The sequence below is a fragment of the Dyadobacter fanqingshengii genome (assembly GCF_023822005.2).
GTDB lineage: Bacteria > Bacteroidota > Bacteroidia > Cytophagales > Spirosomataceae > Dyadobacter > Dyadobacter fanqingshengii.
Genome location: NZ_CP098806.1, coordinates 4,512,010 through 4,526,000 on the forward strand (window position 1 = coordinate 4,512,010; position 13,991 = coordinate 4,526,000).

Consider the following 13,991-nt stretch of genomic DNA (forward strand, 5'->3'; position numbering starts at 1 on the left):
ATAAAACCGTTACAGGATCATGCTATACTTGAAAACTCGCTCCGCGCAGAAGAATTTAAGGGATCGAATTTGTAGTAACATAATTTGCCGGTAATAAAATATTCTCATACCTTGACTGCACAGAAAATGATCTCAAAATGTGTTACCACGTTTCGCAACAAAAAACAGTCGAGCAGATTAAGATTGCCTTTCATAAACCCATAGACAATCGGGAATTATATCGGCAAGCCTACCATGTTAACGCTTTTGAAGACCCATTCCAACCTGTTATATCAAACTGGGATGCCGCAAAGATTGACATGTACCGGTGGAGGCTTATCCCCTCAGACAAAACGGAAGCAAATTTCAAAGCGAACACGCGTAATGCAAAATCGGAGACTTTGTTTTCGCTCAGCTCCTTTAAAGATTATTGGTTTAACCGCTGCTTGATTATCTGTACAGGTTTTTTTGAGCCTCATTTGGTGGATCCTAAGAAGCCAACACACAGCTATTATATAAAGCCAAAAGAAAAAGAGTTCATCACGCTGGGCGGTATTTTTAGCCCTTGGAATGGGATTAAAACTTACACGGTCATCACGACGCCGGCCACTCCTTTGTTGAGCGAAATTCATAATGAAGGGAAACGGATGCCACTTGTGCTTGAAGGAGAAAAGGCAGAAGAATGGATGGCACCACCTAAAAGTATGTCTCAACAGCGCATGGCTGAGCTTATGGCTCCATATGAAAACGATGACGACTGGATGGCCTTCCGTACGATCAATGGAATCACTAATTCATATACCGATACAAATGTCCCGGAGGTGCTGTGGCCATACGAAGAAAAGGCCCTCCCCTACACGGATTTACCATTGTTCCGTGATCTGGAAGGTTCGAAATAATGGAGTTAGCGGATGGCCGAGAGCTTCGGAAACTCCTGGGCAGGGTAAAAGAAATCTTCGTTGACAAGGGAGGCAATTCCAATAATAAAATCACCTTCAATAGCAACCTTTAAAAGATGTCCTTCCAAATCCCTAGTCTTATCAACAGCTGAAACCTGAAAGCATCGTTGGATAAAATGGCCAACCAGATCTACACCTGAATTAGGAATTGACGAGAACAAATTCTGCCCCCCAAATATCACATATTCATCATTGACCTTTATTTCCATGCTCGCCGATAAGGCTTCGCCTTCCAGGAGATGCACCTCAAAGTCGATTATCTCTCCAATACTTGTATAAATATCCTTACTCATGAAAGCAGATTTGGCCCGAAAGTAATCAAAAAAGTTACATGACCTTCTTACATTTGAAAATCTGAAACCCAAAATACAACATTAGCCATGCCAGAAGTACCAGAACTGAACATTGTAGGCCTAACATTGCAAAAGCATTTCAAAGGCCAGAAATTCAAACACATTGAAGTCCTTTGGAAAAAACGAGTAAAGGCCAGTGAAGAGGAATTTAATGAAGCCCTTGAAGGCGGAAAACTTGTTTCTGTCGGACGCAACGGTAAGGAACTGCACCTCAAATTCGATAATGGAGCCGTTCTAGGTATTCATATGATGTTGACAGGGAAAATGGTACTATTGCCTACCGAGCAGAATCTTAAAAACCCAATCTTCGAACTGACATTCGAAAATGGTGCGGGAATCATGGTTTTGGATGGCTTAGGTCAGGCAAAACCTATCCTTAATCCGGAAATACCGCCCATTCCGGATATTATGGGTGACGATTTCACAGAAGAATACTTAACAAAAATCCTGGCCAAAACAGGCGGTAAAATAAAGGAAGTCATTCAAAAACAGGAATGGATCCGTGGAATAGGGAGTGCATATGCAGATGAGATTTTATGGTCTGCCAAGATTTCGCCCTACTCAGTTGCTAAAAATATCCCAACAGACAAGGTGAAGGATCTATATAATGCAATTAGGAACGTAACAGTTGAGGCAACCGCTGAGCTGGAAAAGCGAAAAACATCCGATGATGTTTTCGAAATGGAAAACAAAGACCATCGATTTGTTCACAATCCTAAAAAGACGCACTCTCCAGAGGGAGAAGAAATAATTGTGGGCAAACTGGGAAGTGGGAGGACTTATTATACTGAGAGCCAAACCTTATACTAACTGAAATATGCCAGAAGTTCCGGAATTGTTGACATTGAGACACAACCTTTTAACACGTTTCAAGAATAGGAAGATAACGTATTTCGAAATTAAGTGGGACAAGAAGCTAAAATCACCTAAACAGGATATCGTTTCTGCGGTTAAAGGGGCAACTTTGACGGGCATTGAGAGATCCGGAAAAACGCTGGAACTGCACTTAAACAACGATCAAAAACTCGGTTTTCACTTAATGCAAGCCGGTCGTCCCTATCTACGACCATCTGATAACGAAATCAAATGGCCAGTTTGGGAGATGTTTTTTGAAAACGGAATGGGGTTTGGAATACAAGATCCAACACTGCAAACTAGTTTGGCACTTAACCCTATTACCCCAAATGTCCCCGACGTATTAACAGAGAGTTTAACAGTTGAATATTTGAAAGCAATCTTTAAGAAAAGTTGCGAGCAACTAATAAAGCCATTGCTTACCAATCCGAGATATATAAGAGGGTTAGGTAATGCATACGTCGATGAGATTTTATGGCAAATCAAGGTTTCGCCAGCATCCATTGCCAGCCTTATCCCGGAAGAGAAAATTCATGAGCTGCATGGAGCGATTGAAGCGGTTTTGACTAATGCGGAAATAGAGATAAGGAAGATCACCGGCTCGGACGCTTTGATGATCGAAAAGAGGGACTTTATGAACGTACATAATAGCAAAAGAACAAAAGACCCTTATGGCGATGAAATTCATAAAGGTGAGGTTGGAAAAGCAAAAACGTATTGGACGAAAAGCCAGGTATTGTATGAGCACAAGCATCAGGTTTTCGGAAAAAGCTTATAAACCTTTCAATTTAATCGGTTCATGAAAATGGATTATTTCGTTGTTACTACTGACTCAAAATTGTCCGAGAAGGATGATGAGCTGTTATCGTTAATGACAGTCGCTGAAATATCAAAATATGGATTGCTTGTTTCGACGGATATCGACAAGTTTGAAAATGATATGCTTATCTTGTTGACGACAATTTCGATTGGAAAAGTCGCTGATCCAGTTACCAAGAGGGCTGAACCAAAAAAGTTATTGGTTTTTTTATCAAAAACGGCTTTTAACCTCCAAAATGGCAAGCTTTTCAAGTCTGGAGTAACGGATGCAGCAGTTACTGCATTTGAAACGATGATTACGGTCGCTCAGGCCCATGGATATGGTGCATTCAACCAAACTATCAGACAGATGCAACTACCGTTATTGCCAATGGAAATCAGCCCAATTGACTCATATCTAGAGGGGATTACCGAGTTACTTGCTACAATCGAAGAGTAATCGGTAGCTCAAATGGAAACAATCCTAAAATGAATCTTGCTATTGGCAAGCTACAAGGTTTCCATCAGTTGAACTCAATAACAAATACTTACATAAATACTTGAAATGAGTTTTGTAATTCTCTCTGCTTCGTGCAGCCGCTATGACGTAGATCAATCCCTCGTTAAAGGGATTATCATGGGCGGACTTGGTAAACCTGCTCTATCCATAGCGTCTGAATATCTCTCATACCATGACAAGATTTTATCAATTGTTACAGAAATTACCTTTGGTGGGATTACAGCGAACGCTTTTCATGAAGCAGTTCACACTAGTTATTACTCAACATTCGAAATAGAAAACGAATTTCTTTTTGCAGACGAAAATTACGAGGCGGCAGTCGCCATGTTAATGAAGTGCCACGAACTTGCCCAGGCGCATGCTTATTCCATATACTTATTGCAGTGTGAAGAACATTCAGTACCTCAGACCGGAATGGATAAAACGCCTCAATTAAAATTCAATTATAAGGCAGGGAGCTTCCTAGACGAAATAAAGTTAACTGATACCGAAAAGTAATTATGGCATTTCATATTCATGGCGTGGCTTCTGGCCAGATGGAATTCAATGATCAGAGACTAGGGCTTTATACACTAGGCGAGCTGGGAACTGAAGATGGATTAAAGGTTGAAACCATTCTACTAGATTATAAGCACGGGATTTTACGTATAATGACTAAGCTAATGGTCTTCTTAGAACATAATGAAGAAATAAATTGGCTAGCAAAATGCACCTACATTTCAATTTTCGAGATGGATGAGCCGGAGATATTCAAAAGAGGGGCATCCAAGAAGGCCATTGGGACGTTGAAAGAATGTTGTGATCTCAATCAAGCCCATGCATATGGCCAATTTTACCATATGTTAGAAAAGAATGATTTACCACTAATTCCCTCCCGATTACAACCAATAGAAGGTTTCCAATCTGCGTTTCAGGACTTCCTTGCAAAACATAATGATCTAAAAAAGAGGAAGTGAACAATAGCTATTTTACTGTCAAGGTCATTTTAAGGGTCAAAAAATAGAGTTGCTTCCAAAATCCCCTATATTTAGCACGCTGTACAAGTAATTTTAACATTCTGTACAACTCATTTGCGATAGGCTAGCTTGTTGGCGGCACTATGTTTTCACGAACACCTTCTCGGCATGACTGATGTTTCTACTTTGATAGTTGCAATACCAATTCCACCCAAGGTTCGAGAAGAATTGATAAGGCACCCGACCGTTTTGCGGTATCATGATCCATTGGCAATCGCAGAGAAACTCCGAATCGCGATTGGTAGAATTTCGGTTCACGAAACGATTGATGTCATCATCGCGAAAATCACCGACGCTCATCTGCCGTTTTTTAAATCTACAATTGGTGGCGAAATTATTGGTTATATAGAAGGAGTAAAGGAACCCACGGTGCTTTTGAGTGCTCAGAATTCGATAGATCGTTATATGCGTAAAACAATATTAGAGGAAGGGCTTGGGATTGTCCCATTTCCAGCCTTAACTTTATCACTTTTGGGCGAGCTGCATTCAGAGGGGGTAAGTTTTCGAAGTCGAAATGATCATACAGTAAGCATACCTTTTCTGGTAGAAGAGTTAGAATTGATATTGACAAACCCTCAGACCGGACAAATTCAATCAATTCACAATATCGCATTGGAAGATAATTTGCCGCTGTTTCGTGAGAGCCTTTGGCCTTCAGTGATTTCTGTTAGAAATCGCAGGCTACGATAATTACTCTTCGGCTTCCTCTTTCCCTTTTTCCAAAATTTCAAATTCAGCGCCTGGATAAAAAAATTGGTCACCATCAATTGATGAAATAGCAGTCACCTTCCCGTTGGCAAAAATTGCCTTGATTACCAAACCCTCCATTTCTTTGGTACTCTTAACGCCCAGGACTTGGAAGCACCGCATCACAAAATGCCCGAAAAAGTCAGATCCATCATTTGGCATTGAAAAAAACACGGACGGACCACCGAAAACGTGATAATGCTCGCCAATCTTGACCTCTATCGAAGCAGACAAAGCGCGGCCCGAGGGAAACAAAGAGGAATTAAGGTCTCCAATACCATGTATTTCAAAATCTACTATTTCCGCGGCGATGGCAACTTGTGGGTCTGGCATGTTGAAAATATTACGATGTAAAACCTTTCGTATAAAAGAATCTTGCCGGACCGATCTATACAAAACAACCACCAACTGTTTAAAATCTACATTTAGCTAGTCACCAAATATTTCTGCATATTTCAATTCTATCGTTTGTACTTCTTCTTTCGTCAACTTGCCTAGATCCGTTTTATTTGCATGCCCCCCAAGCTTGCCTTGACCTTGGTCCAACAACCTTATCAACGTACCAACCAACTGGTCCGGCATTTCAAAATAGTCATCCAGGAATTGCTTCATACGATCGTATTTATCAAGATAGTCTACCTCTTTTGGGAATTTCACATTTAAGGTTTCATCTACGCAGCCGTACAAAAATTCTGCATAAGATGTAGCGTCGAAATATCGGTAAAGGTCGATCGTCTCACTATCGATGTTAAAGTGATGGTTTGAGGTTGGCTTCCAGTCAATTATTGAAATCCGCGGGTAGGAAAAATGTTGAAGAATTTCTTGGTATTCAAGCGCTTTATCTAGTATCGTTGCAGAAATAGGGAATGTTATGCCCTTGGGAACAAAACCTTTACGAGATAACAAATTATGAAGTAAGTACCGGTGTATCCTACCATTTCCATCGCTGAATGGATGAATAAACACGAAACCAAAGGAGACGATTGCAGTTGCTAAAACAGCGTCGAAAGCCTCGTCCCCTTCAAGTCGTCGCGCAGTTTCTATAAGCCCATTCATCAATAGATCAATATCTTGGGCTTTGGCAGGTAAATGCGTAAGTAACAATGTCCCATGTCGTATATCCTGTTCGCCAACAAAACCTTCCTTCTCTCTAAACCCTAGTTTAATAAATCTTGGATTTTCAATTAACTTTTCTTGCAGCCTTAAAAGCTCCTGGTTTGAAATTGAAAATTCACCCGAATGTCTTAATACCCGCGCCCAACGATCCGCACGTGTACTTTGTTCTACGCCCTTTTCAATATCATAGGATGCTTTAGCTTCTTGAAAGGGCAGCAATGTTGCTAATCGTGCCTTTACAGTCGGATTTGTTTTCGAAACTATGCCTTTGGCCATTTTCGAAAGATCTAAGCCAATAAAGCGCGTTAGTAACGTTGTCCTCCGTAACATGGGACAGAAGTCCCTTACACCGGGTAGGTTATTCCGAATTCTATGCCGCTTCGAATTTTCAGCATTGCTCGTTGGAAATTGCAAAGTATCATCGACCAGATCAACATAATTACTAATGGTGAGATCAGGAATTTCAAGCTTGTGATCCATCAGCCATTCGTATAGAAACCATATTTTCCTACTATACTGCCCATTAGGTTCCTTTAACACTTCACGAGTGATATCTGCTGCTGGTACAGTTTGAAAAAGAGCCTTTAGGACACCCAGCTCAATCCCCTCGTATTTCATGGCAAATGTTAAATGCCCCAATAATGTATCTGGTGGTGTGTGCCTCGTAGTTAATACCCGCCAATGTTTTGTTTCATATCTCACATGCTTCAAGCTAATGATAGCCAGAACCTCAGGAATAGGTACTTTAAGGTTGTATCCGCTTATGATCGCCGCATATCCAGCGAGATACCCAGGCTCCGGCGTAGCCATTTCTTGAAAATTTACCGTTAATCGGGTTAACCCTTGACTTTTCATTAGATAGCGTAGACGATTTTCACAAAAAGATTAAATTCCATGAATACTTATTACAAATACTCCAAAAGTACGAATATTACCTAGATATAAGACATGCACATTCTATGCAAACGAATACCTGCAAATAACTCAATCCTACCGCTTATTCATTTCTTCGTGATTCAACGTGCCCTGCATGCTATAATGCCTTAAAAAAAGGATATGATACTTGAAGGATACCATTTTACAAGAGAAATTGAGAGGTTTAACACTGACTCTTATATTGCGCACCTTGGATGGGTCGCAACTAACATCACCACCTTCAAAATCTATTCAAAATTCGACTCCCCGTACTTTTACCTGCATGATGAAGTACAGGACAGGCTATTTGAATTTTTAGCAGGCGACCCTAAAAATTTGAAGTCCAAAGAAGAATATGACGAAGTAATTGCAGCTTTTTTGGTATACCAAAATGGCCTATCGTAAAGCTTTATAACCATAAAAGCGACAGAAGTATTCCTGACTAGCCGCAAAATAAGTTTAATTGCGTTGATGCCTAAAAAACGCGAAATTTCTTATATGGATTTGCGATATCAAACCTATCATTTCAAAAAAATGGCACTTGTTATAAAGAATGACCAGCTAGGTCAACTTGATAAACAGATTGTTAATGCGAAAATTGAAGAGATATTCCTTGAATATGTCGCAGACATTCGAGAACACGATATTGTGCTTAGCGATCAAATCTTCAATATGGACAAGAAAAAAAGGTTTAGCATATTTCGTAGTATTTACGACTTAACGACCGATATATATTATCAAAAGGCACTATTAGCCATTATCGTGAGCTCAGGTCTTAATATTTTTGAACAACGAGAATTTAGGTACATATTAGGTCATCAATTTTTAAGTGGCGATTCAAAAGCTCGCCATATTGTTATATCAAGTTTGTTTTCTCAAAAAGGATAGTAATATGGCTGGTTATGGTGCTCTTGCTCCTGCCCTTGCAGGTGGCCCCCCTGGTTGGGTTATTTGGGCTGTTGGCGGCACCGCGCTAACCATTGGAGCCATTTGGGCAGGGACTGAGTTGCTAGAAAATGAAAGGGAAGTGACGATTTCAAGAGCCGAGCCACGAGTAATTCCCAAAGCACGGCAGTGCGCTAAGGGATCGTCGACACAAGACTGCCCAAATAACAAACGATATGGGGCAAGAGTCCATGCGCAAGGTGTTGATTGTGGGGGAGAATCAGGAAGCACAATCGGTGCTCCAGGTATATCACGTTATGTTTTTCCAGTCACAGTGTTAGAGGGTATCACTTTGTCTGATGTGACCTGGGCAATGCTAACAAAAAGCCAAAAGTCAATTAGAGAAATAGCAAAAGCCAAGGCAGATGCATACATTATTACGGGACCCGCCAGCGGTGGCCGATTAGGAAAAAAAACTTTCCCAGCTGATGACAGGTCTGGTGGAAAACGGTATGACGTTGATACTTTTGGGGACGGACCATCATTCATATCATAGCAAAAGATGTCAGACTACACATTGGCGCAGATAAAAGCTCATCCCAATTTTCCATTCAGTGATTTTGAAGACGATGATAGATCATTTTTAATGCTTGAGCTTTACTGGGCTCAGTTATTCTATGAGGCTATTAAAGAAAACCGTCAGGACTGGGCTTGCTTGACAAAAGCCGAAATGGATGGCAACCCTATTTTTACGGCCACTTCACTACTACTAAAACGCCAATTGACAATAATCCAAAAAGTAAACAGGTCGCAAAAACCCGTTTACCCAGGTACGCGTGGAGAGGGCGCTTTCTATGGTCTTCAGGTATGGAGGAACAATGGTAGCACCATCGATGGTACTACCTCGTTAAACGAATTGGTTTTGTATGCGGATGTAAGTTCGGAAACTGAGCAGGAAGCTCTTCGATTTATAAAATTGCATTGCATTGACCTAGAAGATGAGCAAGTCCTTGAAAGAGCTATTATTGCTTATGAAAAGCGTGTAAATATGCCAGAATGAAGACCTATGTTTTTAGATCAACGGATGAGGCGAAAAATTTCTGCCTAAATATTGGAATCGAACGATCCTTTATTTTTAGTCCGATGCATCAAGAGATTAAAAGTAGTGTGGCCATTTTGTGTTTCAAAAAGTCGGGTCAAATTTGTGCAGTAATAATTGTGTATCAGGCGACAAATGAAGTAGGGTTATGGGTTCGTCCTGAACATCGAAATAAAGGGCTTGGAAGCAGCGTATTTGCAAAGGGAATGAATCGACTAAATAAAAAACGTCGGATAAAATATGCCTACATTGATGACCGAGACGATATAAGTGCTCGTGCAATGCGAAGAATATTATGTCAAAATGAGTTTCTTCCATTAATAGTAGGAGAAGATAATGGAACATGTCAGCTTTGGAGTCGGCTGCAATAAATACCCTTATTAAGTAAAGCGATAGCTTTAAGGCACATGGCCTTGCTTTGGAAACTTAATGAATTTGAGAAGTCGTGACCGGTGATTTGTTTAACCAGATTGAAGGTCGAGAATTTTTCAATTATAAGATCTGCTAGGTGAGTACTACCTCTGAAACTCGAAGTGAAATGCTTCTGGGTCCTCCTCCTTTTTGCCAAGAAAACGGTGAAATTTGCCCTCAGCACAAAATTGTCTCGCGACCTTATCGAACTCATCAAGTTTACTGGATGGTACAAAATCTTTTGCCAAAGCTGAAATATCAAAAACTAAAAAGTCCTTTTCCCGGTTGACATGCATTAGTTTTTTGTCAATTACAGCTGATGGAAGCTGTTTAACCAATTCCTCTTTCATAAGCTGCAATGTATCTGCCTTGCTTAGCCCATCTACTTTCGCTTGGTCGTAGACCTTTAATACCGCTTCGCCTTGCTTAGCATAATTGACGTATACACCCTTAATTTTTTTACCATACATGCCCGAAACCTGTTCGTCTGCTGTCCGGTTCGTAGAACTCACTGTAATCTTCGTTACGCCTGCCTTTTCCATTATTTCCTTTAATACGGACACCGCTGTTGGCAGGTTTAGCAGATATTCTCCCACAATTTCAGTTGCCATATTTTTGGATAATTAAAGTGCCGATCAATAGACAACAATATACGCAGCAGTATATTACAGAAAAAAAAAATTGAGTGAGCGGTATTGCAGCACCGATAAAATCGATATCGAATTTATATTTGAACGCTTTGTTTTACGATGACCTAATTACCATTCGTAGAAACTTTCATTCGTCCGAAGGTAACACACGGATTAGCGAGACTAATAGTTACGGGATTCCGTAACCATACTCAATGGCGAATCCGTCATAAGGTTGTATCCTTACTTTATGGCTGACTTCTTATGTAAGAATGTTTGTTCCAAAGTAGGCAAGAGTCATATACTAATACCACCGTTGTGAATAAGCCAATTACAAAAATCAATATTCTTGCTGGAATGTATTGTTCCGTATTATATGGAGCTGACATATTCCAAGATCCCACAGTCGGAAAACAGCCATTAAAAACTATCAATATCAGCAACACATAGTAAGATGCCCTGTTTATTCCGGATATTTTGAAAGCTAGGGGTATTGTGTAGCGTGAGACAACCCTCAAAATAAAACAACTTACTGAAATGAATAGCAAAATGCTAATCCATTGCCAGACCTGGGAGAGATCCGAATACAAGTATAATGATGGCCCTATAATCAGGACATCCAACACAAAAAGATAAGGCACTAAGACTGATACCAGCAGAAAGAGTCGGGCAACACTATGAAGGACTTGCATTACGTGGTAATTTGGAGTTATGTTGTGACAAAAGATAGGCGCAGCTTATCTAATGCGACTCCAGGCTTACCACGGCCCATCTAACACAAAAGACACGGCTACGCCATTTTGGCGTATCGCATCCGACTGTGCTAGACTTAAACTGTGGTAATTTGGAGTCTCAGTAGGGGCAATACCAATTTTGTAAGGTCATTTCATTACTGACTAACCTTTCAACAAATATATATTATTTTGGTGATTCGTTGATTCGAAGTTAAGGAAGCTGTCCAGCAAAATGGAAATAAATCCTGCGCTTTGGGGTCTATTTGAATGACGAACAATTGTCAAGCTTTCTTAGCTTCCAAAAATTTGAAGTTGATGGGATAACAACTATAAGTCAGCTGGTCCTAAAAGTTGTTGGGACAACCTTTAGGACCAGCCCTAGAAACATTGTATTTCGATAGTATGCTATGGCACAGCGCTTTACTCATTAAGAATCAACTACTCATTTTTTCTATTTTCACCTTATGCAAACCAACCAACGGTGTGGCGAACGTGTTCGCTAATCAAAGATGTTTTTAATGACCCTTTGGGTTACTGGGATTCAATTCGATTGTTCTTTACACAATATACTGTTGCAATTGCTGGTTGAGAGCTGCGGAAGGTATGACTAAATAGAAGTGTCCCAAAACCAATTACCATCCCGCGTTAAATCATGGGAAGTTTGACGAGATGAAACGGCTTGGAAATGATTATCAACTTTTTGTGCATTGTAGGGCCGCAGCGAATGGCAACTAAAGAGTTGGCTCAAATACTAACTTCTCCGAATCCAATTCCACGTCCCGGATTCAATATCGTTTGTTGACTCGCGGTAGCCTGTCCAAATTCCCGCCATTTCAGAACCGGAGACTGCTAATAATAGTTGGAACGATCCGTGGTACCTTGTCTTGCCGTCCGGATGATACCATGTTCCCGTAACGTATCTATTATCGATCACTATTGCCTTAATTCTGCGTGGTCGTTTAGTTTGAACGGCTTTAAGCTTGGGATGGTTCTTTAGATCAGGAACATTATTGCCAAAAACAAAACCCATACTTTCCCTAATTTGAACTACTTCACTAAATACTACCTGCTGACCATTGTTATTGATACTAAAATGGACATCCCAGGTGCCTTTAAGTTTAGTTTTCCGAGGTAAATCGATCTTTGAGAAAAGTTTCGCAATTCCTTGTAAAATTGACTCGTTAAATAGTGCAGATATTATGAAAGGAATTAAAGCCGCTAAAATGGCTAAAATGGTTTGAATGGTTTGATTCATAAGGGTTTGCGTTTGGAATAAACTAGCCAAATATACAAATCCGCTTCGTATTGCTGAGTGGGTAAAAACAAAAATAGTTTGGAAAGTTGTTGCAGATATGTCTTTTATATTTTATTGTTATCAGTTCAATGGTAGTACAATCTGCGCTTGGGCTATCAATTCTACCCCTCTGAGAACTCTCTTAATCATTTTAGTACGCGGTGAAATATAAACCTATTACGGTTTATAGTAATTGTGATAATTTTTCAGGTTCCTTGACTTACCATCTTATGGGGGGTGTGAGTGGGGATTCTGTAGAACACAGCCATTTTTTTTATACCCCCCCGGGCCATAGGAGATCTTCTTCTATTTTTTTCAGATTTGTTTTTTCGAAATGAGCGTCAAATCAATATGAAGTTTACAAGCGTTGGATAGGCTCTTAATTGCGAATGTCCCGAGAATGGCTTTTTCAAAAATTGTGGTGGTAGCTGACAGCTGGCAAAAACTTCGTGATCGATAGATTTTAATGTTGACAATGCTTAATGGTCAATGTTTGGTCGAGACATGCTACTTTGGTTTTTGACTTTGGCTGTTGAACAAGCATAATTCTATGTTTGGCGGCACTCAGGGCTTGGTTCAAGGTATTGCTTGGCTGCATAAAGCCGCGAATTTGGCCTTGGATGCCTGAGGGGACGCGTTTAGATCCAATGTCCCAAATTGTCAATACATTTAAAGGGCCAATATGGGACAATAGTTGCAAGCAGAGAAACACGAGAATGCAACGTTTAATTACCAACATGCGATAATTTGATCCACTATTTTGGTTTGTTCTGCCGAGCATAATGTGAGGGCCCTCCACTTAGACCTTATTAAATGATGTAGTTCCGGGATAAACGATGGGGTAAATAGTGCGCGAAACATGTCCTCCTCTCGCTTCAACTCTTTCCTTTTCCGTTCGTACATCGTGACTGTTTGAAAGTCTTTTTTATTCGGCCGCCGCCAATACTGTTTATTGAACCCTTGAAGATAAAGGTCCTTATGTTTTCCAGTCAGCTCCCTGGGATTTACATTAAGGTCAATAAACAATATAATATCGAAATAGTCCAGCATCAGATTCTCAATCTTAGAATAATTTGCCTCGTCTATCAAGTCTGATAAAAAACGTATGTTGATTCCTTTTTTTCTTAGAAAATCCATACTAATGACCTTAATTTCAAATCGCATCACATGCATATTCAGTTTATACTGGGCACCTTTGTCATAAAGCTTGAGAATGAATTCTTTGGTTTTGCATTGATAGTAATTAGGATTGTCTATTGGACGCTCAAACGAAATGCCTTTATATGTTAAAAGGCTATCAAGCACTATTTTGACTGGGAAGTCTAGGATAATGTTTACCCCAAATTCGATCCCATTAAGAATTTCTTTTTTAGGATTAAAATTAAGTTCAATACGCAGTTGGTCAATTACTTGCGCAAGTCGAATCCGGGTAAAGTCATTATGGTTATGCCTCCCGTTATTAGAGAACTTATGATAACTTCCGTTTGCAGCCACTCGGTGCCACTTTTCTCCTAACCTATACGCTGTGAACTGCCAACCCTTGTAATATGCAGAGGACTTTAAACCGGTTGCTACCTCCCCAGAATTCAAATCATATCTCCCAGAAAAGCTTAACATTGGATTGTTCATTATTATATCAGTTTCCATTGAGAGGCTGATGTGCTTTGCTCCGTCGAACATG

The 13,991-nt window shown here is 40.2% G+C and carries 17 protein-coding genes; 11 read left to right on the forward strand and 6 right to left on the reverse strand.

Features of this window, described 5'->3' with window-relative positions:
- Window positions 1-137 precede the first annotated feature (137 nt).
- Window positions 138-878 carry an SOS response-associated peptidase gene (locus tag NFI81_RS18750; protein ID WP_234616379.1) on the forward strand — a complete coding sequence of 247 codons (741 nt, stop codon included), beginning with the start codon at window positions 138-140 and terminating at the stop codon, window positions 876-878.
- Window positions 879-883: 5 nt separating this feature from the next.
- On the opposite strand, the gene NFI81_RS18755 is transcribed toward NFI81_RS18750, so the two are convergent.
- Window positions 884-1,231 carry a hypothetical protein gene (locus NFI81_RS18755; RefSeq protein ID WP_234616378.1) on the reverse strand — a complete coding sequence of 116 codons (348 nt, stop codon included), beginning with the start codon at window positions 1,229-1,231 and terminating at the stop codon, window positions 884-886.
- An 87-nt stretch (window positions 1,232-1,318) separates the two neighbouring features.
- Between NFI81_RS18755 and NFI81_RS18760 the strand changes: the two genes are divergently transcribed.
- The 6 genes from NFI81_RS18760 (at window position 1,319) to NFI81_RS18785 (ending at window position 5,170) form a co-directional block, all read left to right on the forward strand.
- On the forward strand, window positions 1,319-2,101 hold the full coding sequence (locus NFI81_RS18760) for a DNA-formamidopyrimidine glycosylase family protein (protein ID WP_234616377.1): 783 nt from the start codon (window positions 1,319-1,321) through the stop codon (window positions 2,099-2,101).
- Between the two features lie 7 nt (window positions 2,102-2,108).
- Window positions 2,109-2,924: a DNA-formamidopyrimidine glycosylase family protein gene (locus tag NFI81_RS18765; RefSeq protein ID WP_234616376.1), complete on the forward strand. Its 816-nt coding sequence runs from the start codon at window positions 2,109-2,111 to the stop codon at window positions 2,922-2,924.
- Window positions 2,925-2,951: 27 nt separating this feature from the next.
- Window positions 2,952-3,404 (forward strand): hypothetical protein, encoded by a 453-nt coding sequence (locus NFI81_RS18770; RefSeq protein WP_252176015.1) that lies wholly within the window; start codon window positions 2,952-2,954, stop codon window positions 3,402-3,404.
- A gap of 105 nt (window positions 3,405-3,509) precedes the next feature.
- On the forward strand, window positions 3,510-3,962 hold the full coding sequence (locus NFI81_RS18775) for a hypothetical protein (protein ID WP_234616374.1): 453 nt from the start codon (window positions 3,510-3,512) through the stop codon (window positions 3,960-3,962).
- Between the two features lie 2 nt (window positions 3,963-3,964).
- On the forward strand, window positions 3,965-4,420 hold the full coding sequence (locus NFI81_RS18780; protein ID WP_234616373.1) for a hypothetical protein: 456 nt from the start codon (window positions 3,965-3,967) through the stop codon (window positions 4,418-4,420).
- Window positions 4,421-4,588: 168 nt separating this feature from the next.
- A complete protein-coding gene (locus NFI81_RS18785; RefSeq protein WP_234616372.1) occupies window positions 4,589-5,170 on the forward strand; it encodes a hypothetical protein in 582 nt (193 codons plus the stop codon).
- On the opposite strand, the gene NFI81_RS18790 is transcribed toward NFI81_RS18785, so the two are convergent.
- Together NFI81_RS18790 and NFI81_RS18795 are read right to left on the reverse strand one after the other, a co-directional pair.
- Entirely contained in the window at window positions 5,171-5,560 is a 390-nt protein-coding gene (locus tag NFI81_RS18790; RefSeq protein ID WP_234616371.1) for a hypothetical protein, read from the reverse strand.
- 96 nt (window positions 5,561-5,656) lie between these two features.
- A complete protein-coding gene (locus NFI81_RS18795) occupies window positions 5,657-7,198 on the reverse strand; it encodes a Fic family protein (protein WP_234616370.1) in 1,542 nt (513 codons plus the stop codon).
- A gap of 531 nt (window positions 7,199-7,729) precedes the next feature.
- Between NFI81_RS18795 and NFI81_RS18800 the strand changes: the two genes are divergently transcribed.
- Genes NFI81_RS18800 through NFI81_RS18815 form a run of 4 tightly spaced genes read left to right on the forward strand, consistent with a single transcriptional unit; the run spans window position 7,730 to window position 9,613 of the window.
- On the forward strand, window positions 7,730-8,146 hold the full coding sequence (locus tag NFI81_RS18800; RefSeq protein ID WP_234616368.1) for a hypothetical protein: 417 nt from the start codon (window positions 7,730-7,732) through the stop codon (window positions 8,144-8,146).
- On the forward strand, window positions 8,088-8,699 hold the full coding sequence (locus tag NFI81_RS18805) for a hypothetical protein (RefSeq protein WP_234616367.1): 612 nt from the start codon (window positions 8,088-8,090) through the stop codon (window positions 8,697-8,699). Before NFI81_RS18800 ends, NFI81_RS18805 begins: the two co-directional genes overlap by 59 nt.
- Before the next feature lie 6 nt (window positions 8,700-8,705).
- Window positions 8,706-9,203 carry a hypothetical protein gene (locus NFI81_RS18810; protein ID WP_234616366.1) on the forward strand — a complete coding sequence of 166 codons (498 nt, stop codon included), beginning with the start codon at window positions 8,706-8,708 and terminating at the stop codon, window positions 9,201-9,203.
- Window positions 9,200-9,613 (forward strand): GNAT family N-acetyltransferase, encoded by a 414-nt coding sequence (locus tag NFI81_RS18815; RefSeq protein ID WP_234616365.1) that lies wholly within the window; start codon window positions 9,200-9,202, stop codon window positions 9,611-9,613. The genes NFI81_RS18810 and NFI81_RS18815 overlap by 4 nt, the downstream gene beginning before the upstream one ends.
- 144 nt (window positions 9,614-9,757) lie before the next feature.
- Here the strand turns inward: NFI81_RS18815 and NFI81_RS18820 are convergent, their stop codons facing one another.
- The 3 genes from NFI81_RS18820 to NFI81_RS18830 all read right to left on the reverse strand — a co-directional run bounded on the left by NFI81_RS18820 (window position 9,758) and on the right by NFI81_RS18830 (window position 13,990).
- Entirely contained in the window at window positions 9,758-10,264 is a 507-nt protein-coding gene (locus tag NFI81_RS18820; RefSeq protein WP_234616364.1) for a hypothetical protein, read from the reverse strand.
- Between the two features lie 1,503 nt (window positions 10,265-11,767).
- Entirely contained in the window at window positions 11,768-12,271 is a 504-nt protein-coding gene (locus NFI81_RS18825) for a hypothetical protein (protein ID WP_234616363.1), read from the reverse strand.
- A gap of 768 nt (window positions 12,272-13,039) precedes the next feature.
- Window positions 13,040-13,990: a hypothetical protein gene (locus tag NFI81_RS18830; protein WP_234616362.1), complete on the reverse strand. Its 951-nt coding sequence runs from the start codon at window positions 13,988-13,990 to the stop codon at window positions 13,040-13,042.
- Window position 13,991 lies beyond the last annotated feature (1 nt).